This window comes from Micromonospora cremea, from assembly GCF_900143515.1.
In the GTDB taxonomy this organism is placed as follows: Bacteria; Actinomycetota; Actinomycetes; order Mycobacteriales; family Micromonosporaceae; genus Micromonospora; species Micromonospora cremea.
Genome location: NZ_FSQT01000002.1, coordinates 2679362 through 2706357 on the forward strand (window position 1 = coordinate 2679362; position 26996 = coordinate 2706357).

Genomic DNA, 26996 nt, shown 5'->3' on the forward strand with positions numbered 1-26996 from the left:
GACCAGATGATGACCACCACCAGCAGACCGCTGCCCGAGGCGCCGAACCGGATCGAGTTGGCGATCGGCGGAATGACCTGCGCCGCCTGCGCCGCCCGGGTCGAGAAGAAGCTGAACCGGATGGACGGGGTCAGCGCGACCGTCAACTACGCCACCGAGAAGGCCACCGTCCGGTACGCCGACGGTGTCACGCCGGACGACCTGATCGACACGGTGCAGAAGACCGGCTACACGGCCGCTCTGCCGTCCCCGCCGGCCACCGCCGAGGAGCCGGTGGACGCGCTGCGCGGTCCGCGTACCCGGCTCTGGGTGTCGGTGGCGCTCAGCGTGCCGGTGGTCGTGCTGGCGATGGTGCCGGCCTGGCAGTTCGACTACTGGCAGTGGCTGTCGTTGACCCTGGCCGCCCCGGTGGTGGTCTGGGGTGGGCTGCCGTTCCACCGGGCCGCCTGGACCAACCTGCGGCACGGCGCGGCGACCATGGACACCCTGGTCTCGCTCGGCACCCTCGCCGCGTTCGGTTGGTCGCTCTGGGCGCTCTTCCTCGGCGATGCCGGGGTGCCCGGAATGACGCACCCGTTCCGCTTCGACATCACCCGCAGCGACGGCGCCGGCAACATCTACCTGGAGGCGGCCGCCGGGGTGACGGTGTTCATCCTGGCCGGCCGCTACTTCGAGGCCCGCTCGAAGCGGACCGCCGGCGCCGCCCTGCGCGCCCTGCTCGAACTGGGCGCCAAGGAGGTGGCGGTGCTCCGCGACGGGGTGGAGACCCTGATCCCGGTGGACCAGCTCGCCGTCGGTGACCGGTTCGTGGTCCGCCCCGGCGAGAAGATCGCCACCGACGGCGTGGTCGACGAGGGCACCTCGGCCGTCGACGCCAGCATGCTCACCGGCGAGTCGGTCCCGGTCGAGGTCGGCCCGGGCGACGGCGTGGTGGGTGCCACCATCAACGCGGGCGGCCGGCTCGTCGTCACCGCCACCCTGGTCGGCGGGGACACCCAGCTCGCCCGGATGGCCGACCTGGTCGAGCAGGCCCAGAGCGGCAAGGCGGCCGTGCAACGGCTGGCGGATCGGATCTCCGGCGTGTTCGTGCCGATCGTCATCACGCTCGCCGTGGGCACCCTCGGCTGGTGGCTCGGCACCGGTGCCGGGCCGACCGCCGCGTTCACCGCCGCGGTGGCCGTGCTGATCATCGCCTGCCCCTGCGCGCTCGGTCTGGCCACGCCGACCGCACTCCTGGTCGGCACGGGCCGGGGCGCCCAGCTCGGCGTGCTGATCAAGGGACCGGAGGTGTTGGAGTCGACCCGGCGGGTGGACACCGTGGTGCTGGACAAGACCGGCACCGTGACGACCGGCCGGATGACCCTGGTGGACGTGGTGCCGGCGGCCGGTGCGGACCGTGCCGAGCTGCTCCGGCTCGCCGGGGCGGTCGAGGCCCCCTCCGAGCACCCGATCGCCCGGGCGGTCGCCACGGGCGCGGCCGAGGCCGGGGCGCTGCCGTCGGTGACCGGCTTCGCCAACGTCGAGGGACTGGGCGTGACCGCCACGGTGGACGGCCGGAGTGTGCTGGTCGGCCGGCTCCGGCTGCTGCGCGAGCGCGGGCTCGACGTACCGCCGGAGGTCCAGCGGGCGGTCGCGGACGCGGAGGCCGCCGGCCGGACGGCGATCGTCGCCGGTTGGGACGGGCGGGCCCGGGGGGTGCTCGCGGTCGCCGACGTGGTCCGGCCGACCAGCCGGGCGGCGGTGGCCCGGCTGCGCGCCCTGGGGCTCACCCCGGTCCTGCTGACCGGGGACAACGTCACCGTGGCCCGGGCGGTCGCCGCCGAGGTGGGCGTGGACGAGGTGATCGCCGAGGTGCTGCCGGCCGGCAAGGTCGACGTGGTCAAGCGGCTCCAGGCCGAGGGGAGGTCGGTCGCGATGGTCGGCGACGGGGTCAACGACGCCCCGGCGCTGGCGCAGGCCGACCTGGGCCTGGCGATGGGCACCGGCACCGATGTGGCGATCGAGGCGTCGGACCTCACCCTGGTCCGGGGGGATCTGGACGCCGCGGTGGACGCCATCCGGCTGTCCCGTCGCACGCTCGGCATCATCCGGGGCAACCTGTTCTGGGCCTTCGGGTACAACGTGGCGGCCCTGCCGCTGGCCGCTGCCGGGCTGCTCAACCCGATGATCGCCGGCGCCACGATGGCCCTCTCCTCGGTGTTCGTGGTGGCCAACAGCTTGCGCCTGCGCCGGTTCCGCTCGGCCGCCCCCGGTGACGGGGTGTAGTGGCGGAGCCGACTGAGATGGTTGGACCGGGGACGGCGGGGGTACTGCTGGTGGCGTAGCAACGCTCGCAATGGAGGTTGGCACATGGGTATCGACGACAAGCTCAACAACGCCACCGAGGACGCGGCCGGCAAGCTGAAGGAAGGCGCCGGTCGGGCCACCGACAACGAGCGGCTCGAGGCCGAGGGTCGCAACGACCAGGCCGGGGCCAAGCTCAAGCAGGCGGGCGAGAAGATCAAGGACGCCTTCAAGAGCTGACGTACGACGTACTCCGCACGCCGGGCCGGTGATCTCACCGGCCCGGCGTGCTGTCTGTCCGGCCAGTGCGGCGACCCTGAGATCCCCCTGATTCCGCTCCCGATCCCGGTCGCCGCACACCGGCACCTGCTAACTTCTCTTGGCATGTGCAAGGGCTGCTTATGAGTGCCGCTCCGCCGCCGACCGGCGACGACCTGGTCCGGGTGCTGGCCACCCTGGCCAACCCGCACCGGCTGCGGGTCGTCGCCGCTCTGGCCCGGGAGCGCGCCTACGTGAGCCGGCTGGCCCGGCAGCTGGGCATCAGCCGGGCGCTGTTGCAGGTCCACCTACGGAAGCTGGCGGCGGCCGGGCTGGTCACCGCCCGCCTGGAGTTGTCGGAGGACGGGAAGGCCATGAACTACTACGAGGTGGAGCCGTTCGTGCTCACACTCACCCCCGAGATCATCGCGGCGGCGGTCGAGACGCTGACCGTGCCCGAGTCGGCCGAGCAGCCCGGAGCGGAGCGATGACCGGGATGAGCGACCACGACTGGACCGAGGTGGTCGGTGCGATCGGCATCTTCGCCCTGCTGATCACCGTGTTCGCGGTGACCGTCGTCCAGATCGCTAAGACCCGGCGGGCCCGGTACGACGGGGCCCGCTCCGACGACTACCGCCGGATGGCGGAGACGGCCGCCCGCGCCCAGGAGGAGAACGCCCGCCTGCTGGCCTCGCTGGACGGCCGGCTGGGCGGAATGGAGACCCGGATGGGCGTGCTGGAACGCGTCCTGCGCGAGGTCGACTGAACCCGGTGGAAAAGGCCCGGGCCGTCGAGCGGCTACTCGACGGCCCGGTGGAAGCAGCACCACCTCGCCCGATGGGCGAGTTTCTCCCGTGACGCTCCTTCGAGGAGAGGACAGCACTCCATGCTGCGCGTACGCAAATCGACCGTCGGTTGGGCGGTCGCCCTGGCTCTCACGGCCACCGGTCTGGCCCCGGTCAGCCCGGCCGCCGCTCGACCACAACCAGGCCTCACCATCGACTGGCGGCCCTGCCTCAAGGACGTGACCGCCGAGTGCGGCACGCTGTCCCTGCCGGTGGACTGGCGCCGACCCCGGGGCGAGCGCTTCGACCTGGCGCTGGCCCGGCGGACGGCCACCGACCCGTCCGCCCGGATCGGCGCGCTGGTGTTCGGCCCCGGCGGGCCGGGCGACAGCGGGGTCGACCGGGTGGTGACCGGCAGCTCCCGGTTCAGCGCCGAGCTGCGCCGCCGCTTCGACATCGTCAGCTTCGACCCGCGCGGCACCGGTCGCAGCCACCCGGTGGTCTGCTCGACCGACCTGCTCGCCCGGCAACCGCAACTGCTGGCCGATCAGGCTCAGTTCGACGCCACGCTGGCCGGCAACGCGTTGCTGCGGGCCGACTGTCGGGCCCGCACCGGACCGCTCTACGACCACGTGGACACGACCAGCGCGGCCCGCGACCTCGACGCGGTCCGCGCCGCGCTCGGCGAGCGGCAGCTGACCTTCCACGGCAGCTCGTACGGCACCCTGCTGGGGCAGCGGTACGCGGAGCTGTTCCCGCACCGGGTCCGGGCCATGGTGCTGGAAGCCGCGATGGATCACAGCCTCGGCATCCGTGCCTTCCTCGACACCCAGGCCGTCACCGCGGAGGGCGCGTTCGACGAATTCGTCGCGTGGTGTGCCCGGTCCACCGGCTGCGTGCTCAAGGGGCGGGACATTCGGGAGGTCTGGGCCGAGCTGCACGGCCGGGCCGCAGGCGGGACGTTGACCGACCCGGACCGGCCCGGGGTGGCGCTCACCCCGTTCGAGCTGAGCCGGCTCGCCCACAAGAAGCTCTACGAGACGCACTGGTGGCCGGAGCTGGCCGGGTGGATCGTCAGAATGGACGCCGCCACCACGCCGAACACGGCATCGTCGGCCGGTGACAGGTCGACGGGCGACGCCGTCGCTCCGTACCCGTTCGCGGTCTTCTGCCAGGACTGGAGCCTGCCCGTCCGCGACTACCGCGAGTACGCCGGACACCTGCGCCGGATGGCCCGGCTCGCGCCCGACCTGCGCTACCCGCCGGCGGTGTTCGCTCCGGTGACCTGCCTGGGCACGCCGGCGCCGGTCGCCAACCCGCAGCACCGGATGCGGGTCCGCACCGATGTGCCGCTGCTGCTCGCCGCCACCGTGCACGACCCGGCCAGCGGGTACAACTGGGCCACCAACGTGGCCCGGCAGTTGGGTGAGCACGGCGTGCTGCTCACCTACCAGGGCTGGGGGCACGGCAGCTACACCACCAGCCCGTGCGTGGGCGGCGCGGTCGACCGCTACCTGACCAGCGTGGTGGCGCCCCGCCCTGGCACCAGCTGCCCGGCCATCGAACCGTCGTCGTGACCGACCTGCCGGTCTGACCGGGCGCAACCTGGGCCTGTCGACCCCCGGTCGCCGAGCGGCAGGATCCGCGCGGCGACCGGGGGCGGCGCCCCGATCAGCGCAGGACGCGGTAGCGCAGGTGGGCCACGGTCGGCCCGGCCACCACCGCCTCCTGCTCCAGCCGCGGCGCGATGCCATCGAAGAGCCGTTCGCCGGCCCCGAGCACGATCGGCACCACATGCAGATGCAGCGTGTCGATCAGCCCCGCGGCCAGGCACTGCCGGACCGTGCTCGCGCCGCCGCCGATCGACACCTGCCGCTCACCCGCCGCCTCCCGGGCCTGCCGCAGCGCCGACTCGATCCCGTCGGTGACGAACCGGAACTCGGTGCCGCCCCGCATCACCAGCGGTGCCCTGGGATGGTGGGTGAGCACGAAGACCGGGGTGTGGAACGGCGGATCGTCGCCCCACCAGCCCTGCCAGCTCTCGTCCCAGTCGCCGTCCCCACCGCCGAACATCCGCCGGCCCATGACGTACGCCCCGACGTCGCGGGTCAGCTCCTCGACCAGTTCGGCGTCGACGCCCCGCTCGCCGCCGGTCAGCCCGTGCTGCGCCCGCCAGCTGTCCAGGCCGAAGAACCACTCGTGCAACCGCAGCCCGCCCCGGCCCAGCGGATCCTGCCGGCTCTGGTCCGGCCCGGCCACGTACCCGTCCAACGAGATCGACAGTTGACTGCTCACCGTTCCCATGCCAGGTCGACTCCGGCGACCGCCGGAACTCATCGCTGTGCGGCCAGTCGGGCGGCCCGCAGCTCCAGGTAACGCTGCTCGGGCAGGCTGGTGGTGCCGCGGGCCGCCGCCAGGTACGCGTCCCGCGCCGCCGCCAGCTCCCCGGCGAGCTCCAGCAGGTGGGCCCGGACCGCGGCGAGCCGGTGGTGCCCGGCGGTGCGCTCATCGGCGTCCAGCGGAGTGAGCAGGGCGAGCCCGGCCCGGGGCCCGTCCACCATGGCCACCGCCACCGCCTGATTGAGAGTGACCATCGGATTCGGCGCGATCCGGGCGAGCAGCCGGTAGAGCGCGGCGATCTGCGGCCAGTCCGTCGCGGCCGCCGTCGGCGCCTCGGCGTGCACCGCGGCGATCGCCGCCTGGAGCTGGTACGGGCCGGGCGGTGACCAGGTCAGCGCCTCGGTGATCAGCGCGATGCCGGCCGCGATGGCCGTCCGGTCCCACCGGGTCCGGTCCTGCTCGGCCAGCGGCACCAGCTCGCCGTCCGGGCCGACCCGGGCGGCCCGGTGCGCGTCGGTGAGCAGCATCAGCGCCAACAGCCCGGCCACCTCGCCGTTGCCGGGCAGCAGCCCGTGCAGGACGCGGGCGAGCCGGATCGCCTCGCCGGTCAGCTCCACCCGGTGCAGGTCCGGCCCGCTGGACGCGGTGTACCCCTCGTTGAAGATCAGGTAGAGCACCCGGAGCACCGTCCCCAGCCGCTCGTCGCGCTCATCCGGTGCGGGCAGGCTGAACCGGGCACCGGCGCCCTCGATCCGCTGTTTGGCCCGGCGGATCCGTTGGCTCATCGTCGCCTCCGGCACCAGGTGCGCCCGGGCGATCTGGGCGGTGCTGAGCCCGCCGACGGCGCGCAGGGTGAGCGCCACCTGTGCCGAGGGTGCCAGCGCCGGGTGGCAGCAGAGGAAGAGCAGCGTCAGGGTGTCGTCGGCGTCCGCCACCGCGGGCTCCGCGTCGGCCGCCGGCGCCACCCCGGCGTACGCCGGCTCGCGCAGCGCCACCGCCACCTCGCGGTCCCGGCGGGCGCGCTCGCTGCGCCACTCGTCGGTGAGCCGGCGGGTGGCCACGGTGAGCAGCCACGCGCGGGGGTTGTCCGGCACGCCCTGCCCGGGCCACTGCGTCGCGGCGGCGAGCAGCGCCTCCTGCACCGCGTCCTCGCACCGGTCGAACTGCCCGTGCCGGCGGACCAGCAGGCCGAGGACCTGCGGCGCGAGCGTGCGCAGCAGGTCCTCGACCGTCCGGTCGTCGGTCACATCTCCGTCCCGGCCTCGTCCATGATCGGGCGGACCTCCATCGCGCCGCCGAAGCGCACGTCCGGCCAGCGGGCGGCGATCTCGGCGGCCCGTTGCGGGCTGTCGCAGTCGACGGTCAGGTAGCCGGCGAACTGCTCCTTGCTCTCCATGAACGGCCCGTCGATGACCTCCGGGTGGCCGCCGGCGAGCCGGACCGTCCGGGTCTGCGACGGGTCGGCCAGCGCCTGGCCGCCGACCAGCTCGCCGGACTCGGTCAGCTCCTTCATGATCTCGTCGACCTCGCCGAACAGGGCGGTGCGGTCCCGCTCGGTCAGCTCCTCGGTGAAGCCGGGCCGGTTCCAGATCAGCAGCATGTACTTCACGGCGATGCTCCTCGGGTTTGGGTCGCGTCCCGGTCGGGGCGCGGTTCACCGGAGGGTCGGAGCCGAAGCTCCGTTCCCTACCGCCTACCGAAGAACATCGCAGAATTCTTCGACGGTGGCGGTCCCACGCCGGGTGGGTCAGCGTGGGTCGGGTCGTTCCGGCACCTGTCGGGGCGGTGGCCCGCCGCCGACGTCCAGCGACGCGCGGTCGGCCGCGGAGGTGCCGGACGACCAGCCCTCGGCGTCGCGGACGCTGAGCCGGTGCCGGGTGACGCCGGGGAAGAGGGTGTCCAGCCGCTCCCGGACCGCCTCGCCGCGTGCGGCGAGCACCGGGAGGAGCCGCTCCGGGCCGGCCGTCTCGGCCGCCGCCCGATCCGCCGCGTCGGTGGTCGCGCGCAGCCGCTCGCCGATCCGCAGCGCGAACGCGTTGAGGAAGGACTCGTCCCAGACGCGGGTCCGCCGCCCGGTCCCCGGTCGCCGCTCGGCCCGCCCGCGCAGCATCGCGGCGGTGGCCTGGACCAGCAGCGAGGTGTAGAGCAGCTCCACCGCCACGAGGTCGGCCGGCCAGCCCAGCACGGTGGCGAAGCCGAGGTCGTCGGACCAGACCGCCTCACAGCGGTTCGCCGCCGCGACCTCCTGCACCAGCAGCGCCTTGGCGCCCGCGTACGGGGCGTCGGTGCCGAGCCGCACCCCGCCGGGCAGGTCGCCGCGGTCGGCACCGGCGGCCAGCAGCGCCTCGTCGATGCTGTGCCGGGCGATCAGCTCCTGCGCCTTGCCGGTCAACGCCTCTGCCTCGGCCGGGAAGGTGGTCGACTCGGCCTTGGCCAGCAGCGCCCGTACCCGGTCGAGCATTCCGGACCCACTGCGGGCCGCGCCGGCCGGCCGGCTGGCGGCCGCCGCACCGGTCGTGCCGGGTGGTGGGCGGAGCACCGCGATCGGCGGCAGGCTCTCCACCAGGGCGAGGGTGTCCACCGCCGTGCGCAGGGCGTCGACCCGGTCCAGCCCCTCCCGGGCGGACCAGCCGGCCAGAACGCTCCGGTCGTCGTCCCACCACACCTCGGCGGCCAGCTCGCGCAACTGCTCGTCCCACCAGGCCGGGACCGGTCCGGCCTGCTCGCGCCGCTGGGCGGCCATCGCGTCCCGGACCAGTCGGGCCGGGCGGGCGCCGAGCCGCCGGGTGGTGAGCCGGTCCAGGTCGGCCGGTTGCCAGCCACGTGGCCAGAGCCGCGCCACGCCGCGGACCAGGCGACGCAGCAGCGCCGTGTCCACCGCCGCCGTGCCGTCCGCCGCGCCGGTGCCGACCATCAACCGGTCCAGCTGCCGTTCGGCCTGCCGTACGTCGGTGCCGCGCACCGCCGCGAGCGCATCGGCGACGAGTTCGTCCGGGTCCGGCACGGGCACCTCCTCTCGGCTTCCGCTGTGTCTCAAACTCCATGATCATGCCGTCCGCCCTACCGGTGGCGCGAAACGGGGATGTCGTCGCCCCGATGACCGACGGTGCCTCGATCAACACGGGGTCCGGGAAGCAGCGGTGTCCCACCAGGTCCGACACCCCGATATCGCCGATCTCGTGTCGATCACCGCGGTCCGCCGCCCGTTGCGGCTCCGTGGGCATGTTCCGCCCAGTCTCGGGTAGTTCGACCCTCACCCGAGGCGGATGGGAGGTGTGTGGTGGTCGGTTCGAGCCTGCCCGGTGCGCGCAGCGCCGCCGTGCCGGACGTCCGCTCGTCCATCCTCGCCGGCGTCCTGATCGGGATCGCGGTGATGGCCGCGGTGGACGAGATCATCTTCCACCAGCTGCTGGCCTGGCACCACTTCTACGACCGGTCCACCCTGTCGGTGGGCCTGCTCTCCGACGGGCTGCTGCACGCCGCCGAGCTGCTGGCCCTGGTCGGCGGGTTCTTCTGGTTCGCCGACCTGCGCCGGCGGGGTGCCCTGGCGGCCCGGTTCGCCTGGGGTGGGTTCCTGCTCGGCGCCGGGGGCTTCCAGCTCTTCGACGGGCTGGTCGACCACAAGGTGCTCCGGCTGCACCAGATCCGCTACGGCGTGCACCTGGTCCCGTACGACGTGGTCTGGAACGTGGGCGGCGCGATACTGCTGCTCGCGGGTGCCGCGCTGGTCTGGCGGGCCCGGTCCCGGCCGCCCCGCGACGGCCAGCGGTGACGGAGCCGCTCGCCCCGGCCTGGTTCGCGTCGCCGGTGGTCGCGCACGGGGGGCACGGGCACGCGGCGGCGGATGGCCCGAGCTGGTTCCCCCTCGCGGCGGTCGTCCTGCTGGCCGGTGGCTACCTCGTGGCTGCCGCGCGAGATCCGAGGGGCTGGGACCACCGGCGCAGCGCCGCCTGGCTGGCCGGCTGTGCCGTGCTGGCGGTCGCGGTCGGGCCGCTCGCGCAGCTCCCCGACGACCCGCGCGGACACATGGCGCAGCACCTGCTGCTCGGCATGGTGGCCCCGCTCGGGCTGGTGCTCGGCGCCCCGGTGACACTGCTGCTGCGGATCGCGTCCACGCCCACGCGCCGGTTCGTCGGCCGGATGCTGCGCGCCCGCCCGCTGCACCTGATCGCTCACCCGGTCACCGCCGCGCTGCTCAGCACGGGCGGGCTGGCGCTGGTGCTGCTCACCCCGCTGTACGCGGCGGCGGAGCGCCAGCCCACTCTGCACCACGCCCTGCACCTGCACTACCTGGCCGCCGGATACCTGTTCGCCTGGTCGCTGGCCGGCCCGGACCCGGCACCCCGCCGTCCCGGGCTGGCCGTGCGGATCGGGGCGTTGCTGGGCGCGGCGGCCGGGCACTCCGCGCTCGCCAAGTACCTCTACGCGCACGCCGGCACGCTGCCACCCGGGCTGGCCGATCCCGACCCGACGGCGCTCCGCTCCGCCGCCCAACTCATGTACTACGGAGGGGATGTGGCTGAGCTGCTGCTCGCCGTCGCCCTCTTCGCTACCTGGTACCACCGCCCCTCCCGCCTCCACCCGGCGCGACCATCCCGGTTGATCAAGAAGTTCGCGTCCCGCAAAGGCAATGCCCTGACGGAAACCTCTTGATCAACACCGAGGTCGGGCGGGCGGCGGGCAGGAGCGTCGCTGTTCGGGGGATCCGGGGTGGAGGCTCAGCCGCGCGTGGAGAGGACGGTGGAGAGCCGACCGAGGAACGCGCGGATGCTCTCCTCACTGTGGTGCGTCTCGGCCTGGTCGTTGAGGGGGCCCGAGTAGCGCAGCGCCTGGTCGAGCGCGTCCAGCGTCTCGGCCCGGTCACCCGGGTAGAGCCCGCCGAGCACACCGTCGGCGACTCGCGTCACCACCGTGTCGTCGAGCGCCTGGTCGAACTGGATCCCGTAGAGGATCCCGTTGACGTGGCCCTTCCAACTGTTCGTTTCCATGCTCGTGGTCTCCCCTAGAAGATCCGGCCGCCGTCCCAGCCCAGGATCGGGACGTCGCCGCGACCGTTTCGCTTGAACTCGGCGTCGAGATTGGCCATGTGGCTGACCTCGGGCTGGTAGTGGCCGCTGCGCGCCGTCGCGTACTGGACCATACCGTCCTTGACGACCAGCTCGCCCGCCGCCGCGACCGGCTGCCCGTTACCCAGCGTCGAGTGGTGGAAGTCGCCCACCTTCTGATAGTTGGACGCGTAGAGGTTGCCGTTCCGGTCCATCACGAAGATCGCTTGGCCGTTTCCACTGAACACGGTCTGGGCGCTCGAGGTGTCGAACGGCTCGCCGTTCCTCGCGCTGCGCAGGACGCCGTTGCCGTCGAAGAACACCCGGTGCTGTTCGAGCTCCTCCGGACTGAGTCGGCGCACCGCCGTCGGGAAGTGCCCTCCGGGCAGGTGCTCGTTCCGGTACCTCTCGAGCATCGGCTTCGTGTTGTGGTAGCGGGGCGTGGTGTGCGGGCCGGGCACGCCGGGCCGTCCCGGGCCGCCCCGCCTCGGGCCCTTGCTGGTGAACCGGCGCAGCAGCGTCTTCGCCCGCTTCAGCAACCGCGGAATGATTTCCTTGACGACCCGCTCGACGACCTCCTTGATGATCCGTTGGATCGCCATCCGGGCCAGGCCGATCGAGACGGGGATCTGGGCCAGCGAGGCACCGAGGGTGGGAGCCGCCGCCGCCAGCGCGATCGCCACCTGCACCACGAGGATCGTCAGCTGGACGATGACGAGGATCTTCTGCGTCAGGGTGATGATGGCCATCACCAGCAACGCCATGCCGATCAGCTCGGCGGCCTGTGCGCCGTCCTCCATCCGGCGCGGCGCACCCTCCTCGCCTCCCCATGCCTGCTCGAAGGCGCGGACGTCGTCCCCGCTGTTGGTCGCCCCGACCTTCGCGGCGCCGGCCTCCGCCTCCGCGAGCGTCGTGCGCAACCGGCCGGCGAACGCGAACCACAGCTGCGACGCCTCGAACAGCAACTCCTCGTCGGCGGTCGGCCAGGTGAAGCCGACCCAGCCCAGGGCCTCGACGAGCTCAGGAGGTAGCTGCATACCCATGGGGCAGCTCCATCCGGGTGAAGAGTTCCGCGTTGGCGGTGTCGGTCGCCTCGTGCGCGTCGGCACTGAGGTCGAGGTTCGCGGCGGCCTCCAGCAACTGGTCGGCCATCGACCGGTACACGTCGAGCGCATGCGTCAGAACCTCGACGTACACGGCTCCGAAGAGGGAGCCCGGCTCGTCGGCGCCCCACGGATTACCCGCGCCGTTCACCGTGGACTCGAGGCTGGTGACCTCGGCGCCGAGCTGCTGGCCGGTGGCTGCGAGCGATCCCGCCGCGGCATGGAGAGCGTCGACGTCGACCTGAATCCCGTCGGACATGGGCTCAGCGTCGATCCATCCGGCGGGTGACCGCGTCCAGGTCGCCGATCATCTGCTCGAACCCGCGGAACGCCTCCTCCGAGACACGTTCGAGCTGCCGGGTCAGGGCCGCGCTGTCGGCACCGACGGCGGCCGTCAGCTCGGCGCGCCGGGCGCGCTCGTCGGCCTGTGCCGCCTTGACCGCCTCGAGGACGTACGCGGCGATCGCGCTGGTCCCGGCCCGAGACAGGCTCGGGTCGATCACCAGAGACTCGAGGCCGCCGAAGGCGGACACCTCCGCCTCGACGAGACCGTCACCGCCGGTGCCCCGCCCCACCATCTGCTCAGTAGCCGGTACGGCCCGGTCGCCCAGCTCGTCGGCCCCGTCCGGCTGTGCCGAGGTGGAACCCGTGGCCTGGCTCAGCAGGCGCATCGCCTGTTCGAGTGAGCGACTCAGGCCGGATGGATCGATTCCGCTCGTCATGCTCGTCCCCCTACGACTCGCAGTCCTCATCCGGTGAGCGACAGTACCAACGCGACGCCTGACGCCGGGGGCCAAAGTCCTTTGTAGAGCACGCGGACGGCGGTTGACCTGCTCGTCGTCGTTGGACGCGTCCGGATGGTCAGGGTCGGGGGGAGGCCAGGGCAGCGGCGAGCGGCCAGGTCAGCTCGGGGCACGCTGCCATCCGGGCAGCCTAGCCCCGGTCGGCCGGTGACGCGCTGCACGCGGTGGCGGGCAGGTCCCTGGCGCCCGGCCCGCTGCGACTCACCGCCAGCCGGCGAGGATCGCGTCGACCGGTAGGACGTCCCGCTCCGGGTCCGGCGCCGTGGCTGGCTGGCCGGTCGGCGTCCGGTCGAAGCGGGGTGCCGGGGCCGGCTGGATCTCGCCGCCCACCTCGATGAAGGTGCCCCGGGCGGCGTTGTGCGGATGCCGGTGCGCCTCGCGGGGGGCGAGCACCGGCGCGACGCACGCGTCCAGGTCGGCGAAGACCGCCGTCCACTCGTCCCGGCTCCGCTCGGCGAACCGCTCGGTGAACCGCCGGCGCAGCTCGTCCCAGCCGCTCGGGTCGTACTGGGCGGGCAGGCCCGGCTCGTCGGCGAGACCGAGGCCGGTCAGCAGTTCGGCGTAGAAGGCCGGTTCCATCGCGCCGACGGCCATGAATCCGCCGTCGCCGGTGCGGTACGTGTCGTAGAACGGTGCCCCGCCGTCGAACATGTTGCGCCCACGCGGCGCGGCCCACAGACCGGTGCCGAGCAGCCCGTGCAGGAACGCGGTGAGCAGTGCGGAACCGTCCACCATCGCCGCGTCGACCACCTGGCCGACGCCGGAGCGTTCCCGTTCCAGCAGTGCGGCCAGCACGCCCACGGCGAGCAGCATGCCGCCCCCGCCGAAGTCGCCGAGCAGGTTCATCGGGGCGTACGGACGCTCGCCGGCGCGACCCAGTGGCTCCAGCGCCCCGGCCACCGCGATGTAGTCGATGTCGTGCCCGGCCCGCGGTGCCAGCGGGCCGTCCTGGCCCCAGCCGGTCATCCGCGCGTACACGAGCCGGGGGTTGCGGGCCCGGCAGGTCTCCGGCCCGAAGCCCAGCCGCTCGGCCACCCCCGGCCGGTACGCCTCGACCAGCACGTCGGCCCGCTCCACGAGGCGCAGCAGGTCCGCCACCCCGGCCGGGGACTTCAGGTCCAGCGCGGTCACCCGCCGACCGCGTTGCAACGGCCCGACGGTCGGCGCCGCCAACCGCCCCGCGGCCGGGCCGCCCGGCCGGTCCACCCGCACCACGTCCGCGCCGAGGTCGGCGAGCACCATGCAACCGAACGGCGCCGGAGCGAGGCTGGCCAACTCGACAACACGTATCCCGGCCAGCGGCCCGCCGCGCCCTGGCCCGTCCGCTGGCACGTCGGTGGCCGTCACGCGGCGCCCACCGCTTCGGCGGGGCGGGTGGCGGAGGCGGCGAGCCGGTCGACCAGGTCGGCGGGGGGCATGAACCGGTCGCCGTAGCGGGCGGCCAGCTCGGTGGCGCGGGCTGCGAAGCCGGCCGGGCCGCCCGCGTACTGCCGGACGTAGCGGATCACGCCGCCGGTCCAGGCCGGGAAGCCGATGCCGAAGATCGAGCCGATGTTCGCGTCGGTCTCGGTCCGCAGCACTCCCTCGTCCAGGCAGCGCAGCGCGTCCAGCGCCTCGGCGAAGAGCATCCGCTCCTGGAGGTCGGTGAACGGCACGGCCCGCCCCGCGTCGGTGGCCAGGTCGGCGAGACCGGCCCACAACCGACCCCGGATGCCTTCGGCGTACCCGTAGAAGCCGCGCCCGGCGGCGCGCCCCGGCCGGTCGTACGCGTCCACCATCTCGTCGACGAGCCGGTGCGCGGGCAGCGGCGCAAAGCCTTCAGCGGCCGCCTCGAACTGTCGACGGATCCGTTGGATCAGGGTGAGGCTGACCTCGTCGGCCAGCGCCAGCGGCCCGGTCGGGTAGCCGGCCTGGAGGGCGGCCTGCTCCACCGAGGCGGCCGGCACCCCCTCGGCGACCATGCCGACCGCCTCGTCGAGAAACCGGCCGATGACACGGCTGGTGAAGAAGCCCCGGCCGTCGTTGACCACGATCGGAGTCTTGCCGATACGCCGGCCCAGGTCGAACGCCCGCGCCAGCGCGGCGTCGCCGGTACGCTCGCCGACCACGATCTCCAGCAGCGGCATCCGGTCCACCGGCGAGAAGAAGTGCATGCCGATGAAGTCGGCCGGGCGGTCCACCCCCGCGGCCAGTCCGGTGATCGGCAGGGTGGAGGTGTTGGACGCGAGCAGGGCGCCCGGCGCCAGTACCGGCAGCACCTCGGCGAAGACCGACCGTTTCAGCGCGGGGTCCTCGAAGACCGCCTCGATCACCGCGTCGCAACCGGCCAGCGCGTCCACCCGGTCGGTGGTGGCGATCCGGTCCAGCACGGCTCGGGCGTCCGCCTCCGTCGCGCGGCCCTTGCGGACCTTCCGCGCCAGCAGCCGCTCGGCGTGCGCCCGAGCCCGCAACGCCGCCTCCGGCGAGACGTCCTTCACCACCACGTCCAGGCCGGCGCTGGCGCAGGCGTACGCGATGCCGGCGCCCATCATGCCGGCACCCAGCACCGCGACCCGGCGCACCGGGGCGACGTCCACTCCGGACGGCCGGGCCGCGCCGCCGTTGACGGCCTTCAGGTCGAAGAAGAACGCGCCGATCATGTTCTTGGCGATCTGCCCGGTGAGCAGGCCGATCAGATGCCGGGTCTCCACGGTGAACGCGGTCTCCAGGTCGACCTGCGCGCCCTCGACGGCGGTGGCCAGGATCGCCTCCGGCGCCGGCAGCCGGGCACCCTTGAGCTGCTTGCGCAGGGTCGCCGGGAACGCCGGCAGTTGCGCGGCCAGCGACCGGCTGGCCGGGGTGCCGCCGGGCATCCGGTAGTCCGGCCGGTCCCACGGCTGGGTCGGGTGGGGATTGGCGGCGATCCAGGCCCGCGCCCGGGCCAGCAGCTCCGCCGGGGTCGCCACCACCTCGTCGACCAGCCCGGCAGCCAGGGCGTCGGTCGGGCGCATCCGCCGGCCGGTGAGCAGCACCGTGGTCAGCGCCCCGGCCAGGCCGAGCATCCGCACCGTCCGGGTGACCCCACCGGCGCCGGGCAGCAGGCCCAGGGTCACCTCGGGCAGCCCGAGCCGGCTTCCGGGCGCGTCCAGGGCGACCCGGTGGTGGCAGGCGAGCGCGATCTCCAGGCCGCCGCCGAGCGCCGAGCCGTTGACGGCGGCGACCACCGGCCGGCCCAGCGTCTCCAGCCGGCGCAGGTCCCACTTGATGGTGCCGAGCAGTTCGGCCAGCGCGGGCGCGTCGGCCCGCGTCGCCCGAACCATCTCCGGCAGGTCACCGCCGGCGAAGAAGGTCGACTTCGCGCTGGTCACGATGACCCCGGTCAGCTCGTCGCGCTCCGCCTCCAGCCGGTCCAGCACCGCGCTCATCGACGCGGCGTACGCCCGGTTCATCGTGTTGGCGGACTGGTCGGGGTCGTCCAGGGTGAGCGTGACGACGCCGTCGGCGCCGCGGTCGTACCGGATGGTGTCGGTCATGGTCGTCCTCCGGGTCAGCAGCGCTCGAGAACGGTGGCGACGCCCATGCCGCCGCCGATGCAGAGGGTCACCACGGCACGGCGCAGGTCGCGGCGCTCCAACTCGTCCAACGCGGTGCCGAGCAGCATCGCGCCGGTCGCGCCGAGCGGGTGGCCGAGGGCGATCGCCCCGCCGTTGACGTTCACCCGGTCCGGGTCCAGGCCCAGGTCGCGGACGTACTTGAGCACCACCGCGGCGAACGCCTCGTTGATCTCGAACAGGTCGATGTCGGCGAGGGTCAGCCCGGCGGCGGCGAGCGCCTTGTGAGTGGCCGGGATCGGGCCGGTCAGCATCAGCGTCGGGTCGGCGCCGCTGACCGCCGCGCCGACGATCCGGGCGCGCGGGGTGAGGCCGAGGTCCCGCCCCACCTCCGCCGAGCCGATCAGGACCAGCGCCGCGCCGTCCACGATGCCGGACGAGTTGCCGGCGTGGTGGACGTGCTCGATCGCCTCCAGCCAGTGGAACTTCTGCAACGCAACCGCGTCGAAGCCGGCCGCCTCGCCCATGGTGGCGAAGGACGGGGTGAGCCGGGCCAGCGCCTCCCGGGTGGTCTCCGGGCGGGGGTGCTCGTCCACGGTGAGGATGTCCAGCCCGTTGCCGTCGCGAACCGGCACCACCGAGCGGGCGAAGTGGCCGCCGGCCCACGCCTTGGCCGCCCGCTCCTGCGAGCGCAGCGCGTACCCGTCCACGTCGTCGCGGGTGAAGCCCTCCAGGGTGGCGATCAGGTCGGCGCTGACGCCCTGCGGCACGAACGAGGTGGCCAGCGCGGTCTGCGGGTCGGTGGCCCACGCGGCGCCGTCGGAGCCCATCGGCACCCGGGACATCGACTCCACCCCGCCGGCCAGCAGCAGGTGCTCCCAGCCGGAGCGGATCCGCGCCGCGGCGGAGTTGACCGCCTCCAGCCCGGAGGCGCAGAACCGGTTGAGCTGCACCCCGCCCACCTGGTCGGGCAGCCCGGCCAGCAGCGCCGCGGCCCGGGCCAGGTCGCCGCCCTGCTCGCCGACCGGAGTGACGATGCCGAGCAGCAGGTCCTCCAGCCGGTCGACGTCCAGGCCGGGGTTGCGTTCGCGCAGCGCGTCGATCAGGCCGACCACCAGGGAGATCGGCTTGACCCCGTGCAGCGCGCCGGTGTCCCGGCCGCGTCCGCGCGGGGTGCGGACCGCGTCGTAGACGTACGCCTCAGAGGGCACGGGCGATCAGCTCCTTCATGATCTCGTTGGTGCCGCCGTAGATCTTCTGGACGCGGGCGTCGGCGTACATCCGGGCGATCGGGTATTCGGTGGTGTAGCCGTAGCCGCCGAAAAGTTGCAGGCACCGGTCGATGACCTCGCACTGGCCGTCGGTCAGCCAGTACTTCGCCATCGCGGCGGTGGCCACGTCCAGCTCGCCGCGGGTGTGCCGGACGATGCAGTCGTCCAGGAAGACCCGGCTGACCCGGGCGCGGGTAGCGCACTCGGCGAGCACCATCCGGGTGTTCTGGTGGCCCATCAGCGGCTTGCCGAAGGCGGCCCGCTCCTTCGTGTACGCCACGGTCAGCTCGATCGCACGCTCCATCGCGGCGACCGCGCCGACTCCGATCACCAGTCGCTCCTGCGGGAGCTGCTGCATGAGCTGGATGAAGCCCAGCCCTTCGGCGCCGCCGAGCAGGTTGTCCGCCGGCATCCGGAACTCGTCGAAGAACAGCTCGGCGGTGTCGTTGGCGTGCAACCCGATCTTGGACAGCAGCCGACCCCGGCGGAAGCCCGCCGGGTCACCGCTGACCTCGCAGACCAACAGCGAGACACCGGCCGCCCGCTGCTCGGGGTCGGTCTTCACGGCCACGATGATCAGGTCGGCCAGGCCACCGTTGGTGATGAACGTCTTCGCCCCGGTGACCAGGTAGTCGTCGCCGTCACGGACCGCCCGGGTGCGCATCGCCTGGAGGTCGGAGCCGCCGTCCGGCTCGGTCATCGCGATCGCGCCGACCAGGTCACCGCTGCACAGGCCCGGCAGCCAGCGCCGCTTCTGCTCCTCGCTGCCGTACGTCGCCAGGTAGCCGGTGACGATGCCACTGTGGACGGCCAGCCCGAGGCTGCTCTCCCCGGTGTACGCCTGCTCGTGCAGCATGACCGCCTCGTGGGTGAAGCCGCCGCCCCCGCCGCCGTACTCCTCGGGGACGGACAGGCCGAGCAGCCCCAGCTCGCCGGCGCGCCGGTAGTGCTCGCGGTCGGGGTGGCCCTGCGCCAGCAGGCGTTCGCTGTGCGGCAGCACCTCCTTGGTGAAGAAGGTGCGGGCCAGATCGGCCAGGTCGTCGTGCTCCGGCTCTCGCCAGGGCGAGGAGGGACCGTCGGATGCGAGCGTCGGCATGTGCACCACCCTCGCGCGCTGTTGACGGCATGTCAATAACTCTCGATCAGGACCCGGGCGCGGACCGCCGGGTCGTCGTAGAAGAGCTGGTACGCGAGGATCGTGCGATGAGTGCCACCCCTCCTGCCCTGCTCGACGGAGCCCGGGTCGAGATGTTCGCCAACCTGGGGCCGTTGCGGTCGCCAACCGGTGCCACCCGCCACTCCATCGGCAACTTCGCAGAGGTGGTCGCACGCCTCGCCATAGCTCGTTACGACGATGCCGCGGACGTCTACCTCTTCTACTGCAGGCAGGAGTGGGAAGTCGTGACGGACACGTGCCACTCGACGGAGATGGATGCCGTCGCCCAGGCCGAGTTCGAATTCGGGGACGTCACGTTCCTGCCGATGCCCCCAGCCGAACCTGGCGGCGAGCAGTCCGGCTGCTGCGCATGATGTGATCAAGGAGGGCAGAGGCTTGCTCGCCGTTGACGCCTGGGCGGACGTCGTGAGCTGCCGATAGGGTCGGGCAGATGAGTGTCGAGACCGCTCCGCGTCGCCGCCGGCTGGAGCCGGACGCCCGGCGTGGGCAGATCCTCGCCTGTGCGGTCCGGCTGTTCGGCGAGCGCGCGTACCCGAATGTGTCGACCACCGACATCGCCCGGGAGGCCGGTGTCGCGCGCGGCCTGGTCAACCACTACTTCGGCACGAAGAAGGACCTCTACCTGGAGGTCGTCCGGGTCATGGTGACCATTCCCGAGGTGGCCCTGGAACGGCTGCCCAAGGGGGACCTGCGCAGCCGGGTCGACGCCAGCGTCTCCTGGTTCCTCGACGTGGTCTCCCGGCACAGCACCTCCTGGCTGGCCGCCGTCACCGCGCGGGGGATGGGCGGCGACGCCGACGTGGAGCGGGTGCTCGCTGAGGCCGAGGAGGTCGCCGCGGACCGGATGCTGGTCGCGGTCGGCCTGGCCGACGAGGCGGAGCACCGCGAGGAGTTGCGCGGCATGGTCCGGGCCTACGGCGGGCTGGCCACCTCGACCGCGCGGGAATGGCTCCAGCGGGGCGCGCTGACCCGGGCCCAGGTGCACCTGTTGCTCACCGTCACGCTGCTGACCATCGTCGAGCAGGTCATCCCGGAGGTCATCGCGGGCGGCGACCAGGCTGGCGCGACCGAGACGGTCCGGCCCGCTCAGCCGATTTCTCCCTGATCAGGCGGCGCGACGGCCGCCCCTCTGATCGGCACGCGCGGCCGGAACGGCACGTGCCGCCGGGGCGGCGTGGCGGTCGGCGGCCTGTGCCGGGTAGGGCTCGGAGCGGACCACCCGCAGCGGCCGCTCGACCTCGTCCGCCCGGAACCGCCAGCGCGACGGCGTCGACTGCCGCTGCGGCGCGGGGCCTCCGGGGCGCAGCCCGGGCCGGGACAGCAGCACGGTGATCAGATAACCGCCCACCAGGAAGCCGTGGCTGACCAGCCGCTCGGCACCCACCGTGCCGGTGGCCAGATCGTTGACCGAGAGCAGCAGCAGCGTGCCGACGAACGCGCTGAGCATCGGCACCAGGCCGGCCGGCGGGCTGCGGCGTACCGCCACGAAGAGGAACCCGGCGCCCACCGCCACGTTCCAGGCGGCCGACTCGTGCCACAGGTGCTGACCGGTCGGGTGCAGGTGGTCGGCCGCCGCGCCCCGGCCCACCTGGGCCAGGCCGAGCACCAACTGCACCGCGCCGAGCAGCCCGAGCGCCGCGCGCAGCCCGGCGATCAGCGGGCCGCGCCAGGCCGAGCCGGGCCGCCACCGCCACCGCGACCGGCGGGCCGGTGGCGCGGCGGCGGCCAGGATCGCGTCGGTCCGGTCGGGCGGTTCGGTGACCAACCGGGTACGCACTCGACGGGTCACCGCCGCCGCGGCCGTCAACCACGCCCGGCACTCGGCGCACCCGTCGAGGTGCCGCTGTACCGCCGTCCGTTCCGTGGCGGTCTCCTCGCCGTCCAACTGCGCGGAGAGGACCTCCCGCCACTGCTCACACCCCATGTACGGGTAGTCGCTCCGGTCGCCGCTCCAGTTCCCGGGGGCTGGGGCGGGTTGTGGAATACTCGCCGGACCATGACGCGCTACGGCCTGCTGATCCTGCCCTCCACCAACCGGGTGTACGCCCGCTCCGCCATCGACCTCACCCGGGCCGAGCTGGAAATCTTCGGCCGGTCGGCGCTCGACGGCCGGATCGGCGAGCTGGACACCGAGGTCGTCGGAGGGGCCAGCTACGTCACCTTCACCGGCGACGGGCTGACCGAGCGGGACCTGGCCATGCTGGGTAACCTCTCCGCCGGGTACGCGCTGTTCGAGATCGTCGGCGAGCTGCTGCGTCCGATCGAGTGGAGCCGGCTGGACCGCTACGACGACGACCTGATCACCATCCAGAAGTACCCGGGCAAGACCAACGAGCAGTTCACCAAGCTGCTGCTCAACGTCACCCTGCTCGCTTCCGACTGGGCCGGTGAGCTGACCACCCGCCGGTTCCGGGTGCTCGACCCGCTCTGCGGTCGCGGCACCACCCTCAACCAGGCGCTGATGTACGGCTTCGACGCCGCCGGGGTGGAGCGCGACCAGAAGGACGTCGAGGCCTACCGGGCGTTCATCACCACCTGGCTGAAGCAGAAGCGGATCAAGCACCGGGTGCTGGAGTCGGGGCCGGTGCGCCGGGAGCGCAAGGTGGTCGGTCGCCGGGTGCGGATCGAGCTGGCGCCCACGCGCGAGGCGCACAAGGCCGGGGATCTCCAACTGCTGGACGTGGTCAACGCCGACACCACCCGCGCCGGGGAGTTCTTCCGGCCGGAGACCGTCGACCTGGTCGTCGCGGACGCCCCGTACGGCGTGCAGCACGGCAGTCGTACCGCCGACCATGGGCTGACCCGGGATCCGCTGGCGCTGCTCGCGGACGCCGCGCCGGTCTGGGCCCGGCTGCTGCGCCCCGGCGGGGCGCTCGGCATCTCCTGGAACACCCACGTCGCCAGCCGGGACGACGCGGCGGCGGCACTGGCCGCCGCCGGACTGACCGTGGTCGACGCGGAGCCGTACCGCGCGTTGCGGCACCGGGTGGACCAGTCGATCATGCGTGACGTGCTGGTGGCCCGCCGCCCGGCCTGACCCGGCCGCCACCCGCAGCCCCCGTCCAGCCACACCCGGTCGCGCTCGCGACACATCGGGCTCGCGTCTCGTCCGGCCAATCGTGGCGGGCCCGCGTCCCGGCGCCCGCCTCCGTCTGGCCTCAGCCCGGCCGACCGTCACGCAGCCTGTCGCTGTGCCCGCCACCCGGCGCCGTCCGCGGCTTGCCTCCGGCCGGGTTCCGTGAGCGATTTGTGCCTCATTTCACCTGTTCATTGGCCGGGTGTGAAAAGCACGTCAAGAAATCGTTCGCCGCCGTCATGGTCGCGTTATGACCCCTGCCGTCGGGGAGGTGGTGGGGCTTTGATTGCCCGGCGCGACCGGGAGGCGGTCGCGACGAACCTTTCCGGTATGAGGAGTCAGCGTGTCTGACCTGGTGTTCGTGATCCTGACGGTGGCGCTGTTCGCAGTGCTCGCCCTGGTGGTCCGGGCGGTGGAGAAGCTGTGAACGCGGTCAATGCCGTCGGGCTGGTGCTCGCGATCGTCCTGGGCGCGTTCCTGGTGTTCGCCCTGTTGTTTCCGGAGCGCTTCTGATGACCATGACAACAGCGGGCGTCATCTTCGTGCTGGCGCTGGTGGCGGCCCTGGTCGCCGTCTACAAGCCGTTCGGCGACTACATGTTCCGGGCGGTCTCGGGCACCCGGCAGTCCCGGGTCGAGCGGGGGATCTTCCGTCTGATCGGGGTCAACCCGGCCGCCGAGCAGACCTGGGGCGTGTACGCCCGCAGCGTGCTGGCGTTCTCCGCAATCTCGCTGCTGTTCCTGTACCTGTTCCAGCGGGTGCAGAACCACCTGTGGCTGTCGCTGGGTTTCGACCCGGTGGTGCCGCACGGCGCGTGGAACACCGCCGTGTCGTTCGTGGCCAACACCAACTGGCAGTCGTACTCGGGTGAGTCGACGATGGGCCACCTGGTGCAGATGGCCGGTCTGGCGGTGCAGAACTTCGTCTCGTCGGCGGTCGGCATCGCGGTGGCGGTGGCGTTGCTGCGGGGGTTCGCCCGCAGCCGCACCGGGCAGCTCGGCAACTTCTGGGTCGACCTGACCCGGATCACGCTGCGGATCCTGCTGCCGGTCGCGGTGCTCGGCGCCGTCGCGCTGATGATCGGCGGGGCGGTGCAGAACCTCTCGGCCGGCACCGACGTGACCGCGCTGACCGGCGGCACCCAGACCATCACCGGCGGCCCGGTGGCCAGCCAGGAATCGATCAAACTGCTGGGCACCAACGGTGGCGGCTTCTACAACGTCAACAGCGCCCACCCGTTCGAGAACCCCACGACGTGGACGAACTGGATCCAGATCTTCCTGATTCTCCTGATCCCGTTCAGCATGCCCCGGGTCTTTGGCCGGATGGTCGGGCAGAACCGCCAGGGCTACGCCATCGCGGCGGTGATGTCGATCCTGGCCATCGCCAGCGTCGCCCTCACCAACATCTTCGAGCTGTCCGGGCACGGCACGGTGCCGCAGGCGGTCGGCGCGGCGCTGGAGGGCAAGGAGGTCCGGTTCGACGTGTCGAACTCGGCCACCTTCGCCGCCGCCACCACGCTGACCTCGACCGGCGCCGTGGACTCGTTCCACGACTCGTTCACCTCGCTCGGCGGCATGATGACCATGTTCAACATGATGCTCGGCGAGGTTGCCCCGGGCGGTACCGGTTCCGGTCTCTACGGCCTGCTCATCCTCGCGGTGATCACGGTCTTCGTGGCCGGCCTGATGGTGGGCCGCACCCCGGAGTACCTGGGCAAGAAGATCGGCTCGCGGGAGATCAAGTTCGCCTCGCTGTACTTCCTGATCACGCCGATCCTGGTGCTGGTCGGCACGGCGGCGGCGTTCGCCACCGGCAACAACTCCACCGCGCTCAACGTCGGTCCGCACGGCCTCTCCGAGGTGCTCTACGCGTTCACCTCGGCCAGCAACAACAACGGCTCCGCCTTCGGCGGCATCACGGTCAACACCACCTGGTGGGACACCGCGCTCGGGTTGTGCATGCTGCTGGGCCGGTTCCTGCCGATCATCTTCGTGCTCGCGTTGGCCGGTTCGCTGGCCCGCCAGGCACCCACCCCCGCGTCCGAGGGCACCCTGCCGACCCACCGACCGCTGTTCATCGGCATGGTCGTCGGCGTCACGGTGATCCTCGTCGCGCTGACCTTCCTGCCCGCACTCGCGCTCGGCCCGCTGGCAGAGGGGCTCTGACCATCATGAGGAACGAGGACATGTCCGTCACCTCCGTGACATCCGGGACCGGCGAGCAACCGACCGCCGGCACCCCGGCCACCCAGGGCAACCGGGTCGGCGGGGGCCTGCTCGACCCCAAGCAGCTGATCCGGTCCCTGCCGGACGCCGCGCGAAAGCTCAACCCCACCACGCTGTGGCGCAACCCGGTGATGCTGATCGTGGAGGTCGGCGCGGCGTTCACCACCGTCCTGGCGGTGACCGACCCGTCGGTGTTCGCCTGGGCGATCACCATCTGGCTCTGGCTGACCGTGCTCTTCGCCAACCTGGCCGAGGCGGTCGCGGAGGGTCGGGGCAAGGCCCAGGCCGCCGCCCTGCGGCAGGCCAAGCAGGACACCATCGCCACCCGGCTGGTCGGCTGGACGCCGGGCGCCCGGGCCAACACCTACCGCGACGAGGCGGTGCCCGCGCCGGAGCTGCGCCAGGGCGACGTCGTGCTGGTCGAGGCGGGCGGCATCATCCCCGGTGACGGCGACATCGTCGAGGGCATCGCCAGCGTCGACGAATCCGCCATCACCGGCGAGTCGGCCCCGGTCATCCGGGAGTCCGGCGGCGACCGCAGCGCGGTCACGGGCGGGACCAAGGTGCTCTCCGACCGGATCGTCGTGAAGATCACCCAGAAGCCGGGAGAGAGCTTCATCGACCGGATGATCGCCCTGGTCGAGGGGGCGAACCGGCAGAAGACGCCGAACGAGATCGCGCTGAACATCCTGCTGGCCGCGCTCACGATCATCTTCCTGCTGGCCGTGGTCACCCTGCAGCCGTTGGCCATCTTCTCGAAGGCGTACCAGGCGGCCGCGCCGGACACCGGTGCGATCACCGACTCCGGTGTCACCGGGGTGGTGCTGATCTCGCTGCTGGTCTGCCTGATCCCCACCACCATCGGCGCCCTGCTCTCCGCCATCGGCATCGCCGGCATGGACCGACTGGTGCAGCGCAACGTCCTGGCCATGAGCGGCCGGGCCGTCGAGGCGGCCGGCGACGTCAACACCCTGCTGCTGGACAAGACCGGCACCATCACGCTGGGCAACCGGCAGGCCGCCGAGTTCGTACCGGTCGAGGGGGTCACCGGCGCGGCCCTGGCCGACGCCGCGCAACTGTCCAGCCTGGCCGACGAGACGCCCGAGGGCCGCTCGGTGGTGGTGCTGGCGAAGAACGAGTTCGGGTTGCGTGAGCGCGAGCCCGGCGTGATGCCGCACGCCACCTTCGTACCGTTCACCGCGCAGACGCGGATGAGCGGCGTCGACATGACCCCGGACGCCAGCGTGGACGGCGGGGCGGTCGAGACGGCGCGCCGGGTCCGCAAGGGCGCCGCCGCCGCGGTGATGAAGTGGGTCCGCGAGAACGGCGGGCACCCGACCGAGCAGGTCGGCGAGATCGTGGACGCGATCAGTGGCACCGGCGGCACCCCGCTGGTCGTCGCCGAGCACGTCGACGGTGAGCCCGCCCGCGCGCTGGGCGTCATCCACCTCAAGGACGTCGTCAAGTCCGGCATGCGGGAGCGGTTCGACGAGATGCGCCGGATGGGCATCCGGACCGTGATGATCACCGGTGACAACCCGCGTACCGCGAAGGCGATCGCGGACGAGGCCGGCGTGGACGACTTCCTGGCCGAGGCGACGCCGGAGGACAAGCTCGCGCTGATCAAGCGGGAGCAGGAGGGTGGCCGGCTGGTCGCGATGACCGGTGACGGCACCAACGACGCACCGGCGCTCGCCCAGGCCGACGTCGGGGTGGCGATGAACACCGGCACGTCGGCCGCCAAGGAGGCCGGCAACATGGTCGACCTCGACTCCGACCCGACCAAGCTGATCGAGATCGTGGAGATCGGCAAGCAGTTGCTGATCACCCGGGGCGCGCTGACCACGTTCAGCATCGCCAACGACATCGCGAAGTACTTCGCGATCATCCCGGCCATGTTCGCCGGCCTGTACCCGAGCCTGGACGCGCTGAACATCATGCGGCTGTCCAGCCCGGAGTCGGCGATCCTGTCCGCGGTCATCTTCAACGCCCTGGTGATCATCGCGCTGATCCCGCTCGCCCTGCGCGGCGTGCGGTACCGGCCGGCCGCCGCGTCGAAGCTGCTCAGCCGCAACCTGTGGCTGTACGGACTGGGCGGCATCATCGTGCCGTTCGTCGGGATCAAGCTCATCGACCTGCTCATCCAGTTCGTCCCGGGGATTTCGTGATGCGCCTACCTACCTGGCTCGCCCAACACCTCGCCGCCCTGCGCGCCCTGCTCGTCTTCACGGTGCTGCTCGGGCTGGTCTACCCGCTGGCCCTGGTCGCGGTCGGCCAGCTGCCCGGCCTCAACCACAAGACCGACGGCTCGCTGATCGACGTGGGCGGTACGACCGTCGGCAGTTCGCTGATCGGCCAGTCCTTCACCGACGGCGACGGCAACCCCGTCCCGCGGTACTTCCAGTCCCGCCCGTCGGCCGCCGGCGACGGCTACGACCCGACCTCCACCTCGGCCAGCAACCTGGGCCCGGAGAGCGTGGTCGACACCATCGCCACCGACCCGGAGGAGTCCAGCGAAAGCCTGCTCACCCAGGTCTGCGGGCGTAGCAAGGAGGTCGGCGAACTCAACGGCGTCGACGGCGGGCGCCCGTTCTGCACCGCCGACGGGGTGGGCGCCGTGCTCGCGGTCTTCCGCGCGGACGGGCTGACCGGCCCCGTCATCCGGGTGGTCAGCGTCAACCAGGCCGCCCCGGCCACCCCGTTCGTCCCCTCGTACCAGGGAGTGCCGGTGGAGCTGGCCCAGCCCGGCGAGGACTACGTGGCCGCCGGTGGCGTGGTCACCCCGATCCGTGGCAACGCCCCCGCCGACCCGGCCGTGCCCGCCGACGCGGTCACCGCCAGCGCCAGCGGCCTCGACCCGCAGATCAGCCCGGCGTACGCCGAGCTGCAGGTGAACCGCGTCGCGCGCGAGCGCGGCGCGGACCCGGCGGAGGTCCGCAAGCTGGTCAAGGAGCACACCGGCGGGCGGGGGCTCGGCTTCATGGGCGAGCCGGGGGTCAACGTGCTGGAGCTAAACATCGCCCTCGACAGGCAGTTCGCAGCACGCTGACCGTCAGGAAGGGCCCCTTCATATCGCCAGGCGTTACGAAGGGGCCCT

At 72.7% G+C, this 26996-nt stretch carries 27 protein-coding genes; 14 read left to right on the plus strand and 13 right to left on the minus strand.

Annotated features, from left to right (window positions below; all coding sequences use genetic code 11):
• The first annotated feature begins 9 nt into the window (after nt 1-9).
• The 5 genes from BUS84_RS25945 to BUS84_RS25965 all read left to right on the plus strand — a co-directional run bounded on the left by BUS84_RS25945 (nt 10) and on the right by BUS84_RS25965 (nt 4903).
• Entirely contained in the window at nt 10-2265 is a 2256-nt protein-coding gene (locus BUS84_RS25945) for a heavy metal translocating P-type ATPase (protein WP_074319120.1), read from the plus strand.
• A gap of 84 nt (nt 2266-2349) precedes the next feature.
• Complete coding sequence (locus tag BUS84_RS25950) at nt 2350-2523, plus strand: CsbD family protein (protein WP_074316340.1); 174 nt, start codon at nt 2350-2352, stop codon at nt 2521-2523.
• Nucleotides 2524-2684: 161 nt separating this feature from the next.
• Nucleotides 2685-3032, plus strand: coding sequence for an ArsR/SmtB family transcription factor (locus tag BUS84_RS25955; RefSeq protein ID WP_074316342.1), 348 nt, complete (start codon nt 2685-2687; stop codon nt 3030-3032).
• Nucleotides 3029-3307, plus strand: a complete 279-nt coding sequence (locus tag BUS84_RS25960; RefSeq protein ID WP_208869733.1) for a hypothetical protein — start codon at nt 3029-3031, stop codon at nt 3305-3307. The genes BUS84_RS25955 and BUS84_RS25960 overlap by 4 nt, the downstream gene beginning before the upstream one ends.
• 120 nt (nt 3308-3427) lie before the next feature.
• A complete protein-coding gene (locus tag BUS84_RS25965; RefSeq protein WP_074316347.1) occupies nt 3428-4903 on the plus strand; it encodes an alpha/beta hydrolase in 1476 nt (491 codons plus the stop codon).
• Nucleotides 4904-4997: 94 nt separating this feature from the next.
• Here the strand turns inward: BUS84_RS25965 and BUS84_RS25970 are convergent, their stop codons facing one another.
• The 4 genes from BUS84_RS25970 to BUS84_RS25985 all read right to left on the minus strand — a co-directional run bounded on the left by BUS84_RS25970 (nt 4998) and on the right by BUS84_RS25985 (nt 8670).
• Complete coding sequence (locus tag BUS84_RS25970) at nt 4998-5630, minus strand: dihydrofolate reductase family protein (RefSeq protein ID WP_074316349.1); 633 nt, start codon at nt 5628-5630, stop codon at nt 4998-5000.
• Nucleotides 5631-5659: 29 nt separating this feature from the next.
• Complete coding sequence (locus tag BUS84_RS25975; protein WP_074316352.1) at nt 5660-6913, minus strand: RNA polymerase sigma factor; 1254 nt, start codon at nt 6911-6913, stop codon at nt 5660-5662.
• Nucleotides 6910-7266: a YciI family protein gene (locus BUS84_RS25980; protein ID WP_244298901.1), complete on the minus strand. Its 357-nt coding sequence runs from the start codon at nt 7264-7266 to the stop codon at nt 6910-6912. Before BUS84_RS25980 ends, BUS84_RS25975 begins: the two co-directional genes overlap by 4 nt.
• Nucleotides 7267-7413: 147 nt before the next feature.
• Nucleotides 7414-8670, minus strand: a complete 1257-nt coding sequence (locus BUS84_RS25985) for a DUF2786 domain-containing protein (protein WP_074316354.1) — start codon at nt 8668-8670, stop codon at nt 7414-7416.
• A 276-nt stretch (nt 8671-8946) separates the two neighbouring features.
• Here BUS84_RS25985 and BUS84_RS25990 point away from each other — a divergent pair, with 276 nt between their 5' ends.
• A complete protein-coding gene (locus BUS84_RS25990; protein WP_084757851.1) occupies nt 8947-9438 on the plus strand; it encodes a DUF2243 domain-containing protein in 492 nt (163 codons plus the stop codon).
• Nucleotides 9435-10319 carry a cytochrome c oxidase assembly protein gene (locus BUS84_RS25995; RefSeq protein WP_208869734.1) on the plus strand — a complete coding sequence of 295 codons (885 nt, stop codon included), beginning with the start codon at nt 9435-9437 and terminating at the stop codon, nt 10317-10319. The genes BUS84_RS25990 and BUS84_RS25995 overlap by 4 nt, the downstream gene beginning before the upstream one ends.
• A 65-nt stretch (nt 10320-10384) precedes the next feature.
• Here the strand turns inward: BUS84_RS25995 and BUS84_RS26000 are convergent, their stop codons facing one another.
• The 8 genes from BUS84_RS26000 to BUS84_RS26035 form a co-directional block, all read right to left on the minus strand.
• Nucleotides 10385-10654, minus strand: coding sequence for a hypothetical protein (locus tag BUS84_RS26000; protein WP_074316355.1), 270 nt, complete (start codon nt 10652-10654; stop codon nt 10385-10387).
• A 14-nt stretch (nt 10655-10668) separates the two neighbouring features.
• The gene (locus tag BUS84_RS39090; RefSeq protein WP_208869735.1) at nt 10669-11754 is read right to left on the minus strand and encodes a WXG100-like domain-containing protein; all 1086 of its coding nucleotides are present in this window, start codon (nt 11752-11754) and stop codon (nt 10669-10671) included.
• Entirely contained in the window at nt 11732-12073 is a 342-nt protein-coding gene (locus tag BUS84_RS26010; protein ID WP_074316359.1) for a WXG100 family type VII secretion target, read from the minus strand. Before BUS84_RS26010 ends, BUS84_RS39090 begins: the two co-directional genes overlap by 23 nt.
• A 4-nt stretch (nt 12074-12077) precedes the next feature.
• Complete coding sequence (locus tag BUS84_RS26015) at nt 12078-12536, minus strand: YbaB/EbfC family nucleoid-associated protein (protein WP_159451067.1); 459 nt, start codon at nt 12534-12536, stop codon at nt 12078-12080.
• A 282-nt stretch (nt 12537-12818) separates the two neighbouring features.
• Complete coding sequence (locus BUS84_RS26020; RefSeq protein ID WP_244298730.1) at nt 12819-13964, minus strand: CaiB/BaiF CoA transferase family protein; 1146 nt, start codon at nt 13962-13964, stop codon at nt 12819-12821.
• Complete coding sequence (locus BUS84_RS26025; RefSeq protein ID WP_074316363.1) at nt 13961-16129, minus strand: 3-hydroxyacyl-CoA dehydrogenase NAD-binding domain-containing protein; 2169 nt, start codon at nt 16127-16129, stop codon at nt 13961-13963. Before BUS84_RS26025 ends, BUS84_RS26020 begins: the two co-directional genes overlap by 4 nt.
• A gap of 14 nt (nt 16130-16143) precedes the next feature.
• Nucleotides 16144-17358 (minus strand): acetyl-CoA C-acetyltransferase, encoded by a 1215-nt coding sequence (locus BUS84_RS26030; protein ID WP_074316365.1) that lies wholly within the window; start codon nt 17356-17358, stop codon nt 16144-16146.
• The gene (locus tag BUS84_RS26035) at nt 17348-18514 is read right to left on the minus strand and encodes an acyl-CoA dehydrogenase family protein (protein WP_074319124.1); all 1167 of its coding nucleotides are present in this window, start codon (nt 18512-18514) and stop codon (nt 17348-17350) included. The genes BUS84_RS26030 and BUS84_RS26035 overlap by 11 nt, the downstream gene beginning before the upstream one ends.
• Before the next feature lie 107 nt (nt 18515-18621).
• Here BUS84_RS26035 and BUS84_RS26040 point away from each other — a divergent pair, with 107 nt between their 5' ends.
• The gene (locus BUS84_RS26040; protein ID WP_143728511.1) at nt 18622-18948 is read left to right on the plus strand and encodes a hypothetical protein; all 327 of its coding nucleotides are present in this window, start codon (nt 18622-18624) and stop codon (nt 18946-18948) included.
• A 77-nt stretch (nt 18949-19025) separates the two neighbouring features.
• On the plus strand, nt 19026-19700 hold the full coding sequence (locus BUS84_RS26045; protein ID WP_074316369.1) for a TetR/AcrR family transcriptional regulator: 675 nt from the start codon (nt 19026-19028) through the stop codon (nt 19698-19700).
• Here the strand turns inward: BUS84_RS26045 and BUS84_RS26050 are convergent, their stop codons facing one another.
• Entirely contained in the window at nt 19701-20519 is an 819-nt protein-coding gene (locus tag BUS84_RS26050) for a zf-HC2 domain-containing protein (protein ID WP_074316371.1), read from the minus strand.
• A gap of 72 nt (nt 20520-20591) precedes the next feature.
• Between BUS84_RS26050 and BUS84_RS26055 the strand changes: the two genes are divergently transcribed.
• The 5 genes from BUS84_RS26055 (at nt 20592) to BUS84_RS26075 (ending at nt 26948) form a co-directional block, all read left to right on the plus strand.
• On the plus strand, nt 20592-21632 hold the full coding sequence (locus BUS84_RS26055) for a TRM11 family SAM-dependent methyltransferase (protein ID WP_074316373.1): 1041 nt from the start codon (nt 20592-20594) through the stop codon (nt 21630-21632).
• A 462-nt stretch (nt 21633-22094) separates the two neighbouring features.
• Nucleotides 22095-22184 (plus strand): K(+)-transporting ATPase subunit F, encoded by a 90-nt coding sequence (kdpF, locus tag BUS84_RS36770; protein ID WP_036390805.1) that lies wholly within the window; start codon nt 22095-22097, stop codon nt 22182-22184.
• Nucleotides 22184-23839 carry a potassium-transporting ATPase subunit KdpA gene (gene kdpA, locus BUS84_RS26065; protein WP_074316375.1) on the plus strand — a complete coding sequence of 552 codons (1656 nt, stop codon included), beginning with the start codon at nt 22184-22186 and terminating at the stop codon, nt 23837-23839. Before kdpF ends, kdpA begins: the two co-directional genes overlap by 1 nt.
• Nucleotides 23840-23859: 20 nt before the next feature.
• Nucleotides 23860-26067, plus strand: a complete 2208-nt coding sequence (gene kdpB / locus BUS84_RS26070; protein ID WP_074316376.1) for a potassium-transporting ATPase subunit KdpB — start codon at nt 23860-23862, stop codon at nt 26065-26067.
• Nucleotides 26067-26948 (plus strand): potassium-transporting ATPase subunit C, encoded by an 882-nt coding sequence (locus tag BUS84_RS26075; RefSeq protein ID WP_074316378.1) that lies wholly within the window; start codon nt 26067-26069, stop codon nt 26946-26948. Before kdpB ends, BUS84_RS26075 begins: the two co-directional genes overlap by 1 nt.
• The last annotated feature ends 48 nt before the right edge of the window (nt 26949-26996 follow it).

Coding starts and splice junctions, on each gene's coding strand:
- BUS84_RS26010 (WP_074316359.1), bottom strand. CDS start 12,073: ATGTCCGACGGGATTCAGGTCGACGTCGACGCTCTCCATGCCGCGGCG.
- BUS84_RS26050 (WP_074316371.1), bottom strand. CDS start 20,519: ATGGGGTGTGAGCAGTGGCGGGAGGTCCTCTCCGCGCAGTTGGACGGC.
- BUS84_RS26075 (WP_074316378.1), top strand. CDS start 26,067: ATGCGCCTACCTACCTGGCTCGCCCAACACCTCGCCGCCCTGCGCGCC.
- BUS84_RS26055 (WP_074316373.1), top strand. CDS start 20,592: ATGACGCGCTACGGCCTGCTGATCCTGCCCTCCACCAACCGGGTGTAC.
- kdpB (WP_074316376.1), top strand. CDS start 23,860: ATGTCCGTCACCTCCGTGACATCCGGGACCGGCGAGCAACCGACCGCC.
- BUS84_RS25970 (WP_074316349.1), bottom strand. CDS start 5,630: ATGGGAACGGTGAGCAGTCAACTGTCGATCTCGTTGGACGGGTACGTG.
- BUS84_RS25960 (WP_208869733.1), top strand. CDS start 3,029: ATGACCGGGATGAGCGACCACGACTGGACCGAGGTGGTCGGTGCGATC.
- BUS84_RS26015 (WP_159451067.1), bottom strand. CDS start 12,536: ATGACGAGCGGAATCGATCCATCCGGCCTGAGTCGCTCACTCGAACAG.
- BUS84_RS25945 (WP_074319120.1), top strand. CDS start 10: ATGACCACCACCAGCAGACCGCTGCCCGAGGCGCCGAACCGGATCGAG.
- BUS84_RS25965 (WP_074316347.1), top strand. CDS start 3,428: ATGCTGCGCGTACGCAAATCGACCGTCGGTTGGGCGGTCGCCCTGGCT.
- BUS84_RS25955 (WP_074316342.1), top strand. CDS start 2,685: ATGAGTGCCGCTCCGCCGCCGACCGGCGACGACCTGGTCCGGGTGCTG.
- BUS84_RS26000 (WP_074316355.1), bottom strand. CDS start 10,654: ATGGAAACGAACAGTTGGAAGGGCCACGTCAACGGGATCCTCTACGGG.
- BUS84_RS26025 (WP_074316363.1), bottom strand. CDS start 16,129: ATGACCGACACCATCCGGTACGACCGCGGCGCCGACGGCGTCGTCACG.
- BUS84_RS25950 (WP_074316340.1), top strand. CDS start 2,350: ATGGGTATCGACGACAAGCTCAACAACGCCACCGAGGACGCGGCCGGC.
- BUS84_RS39090 (WP_208869735.1), bottom strand. CDS start 11,754: ATGGGTATGCAGCTACCTCCTGAGCTCGTCGAGGCCCTGGGCTGGGTC.
- BUS84_RS26040 (WP_143728511.1), top strand. CDS start 18,622: ATGAGTGCCACCCCTCCTGCCCTGCTCGACGGAGCCCGGGTCGAGATG.
- BUS84_RS26035 (WP_074319124.1), bottom strand. CDS start 18,514: ATGCCGACGCTCGCATCCGACGGTCCCTCCTCGCCCTGGCGAGAGCCG.
- BUS84_RS25980 (WP_244298901.1), bottom strand. CDS start 7,266: ATGCTGCTGATCTGGAACCGGCCCGGCTTCACCGAGGAGCTGACCGAG.
- kdpA (WP_074316375.1), top strand. CDS start 22,184: ATGACCATGACAACAGCGGGCGTCATCTTCGTGCTGGCGCTGGTGGCG.
- BUS84_RS26045 (WP_074316369.1), top strand. CDS start 19,026: ATGAGTGTCGAGACCGCTCCGCGTCGCCGCCGGCTGGAGCCGGACGCC.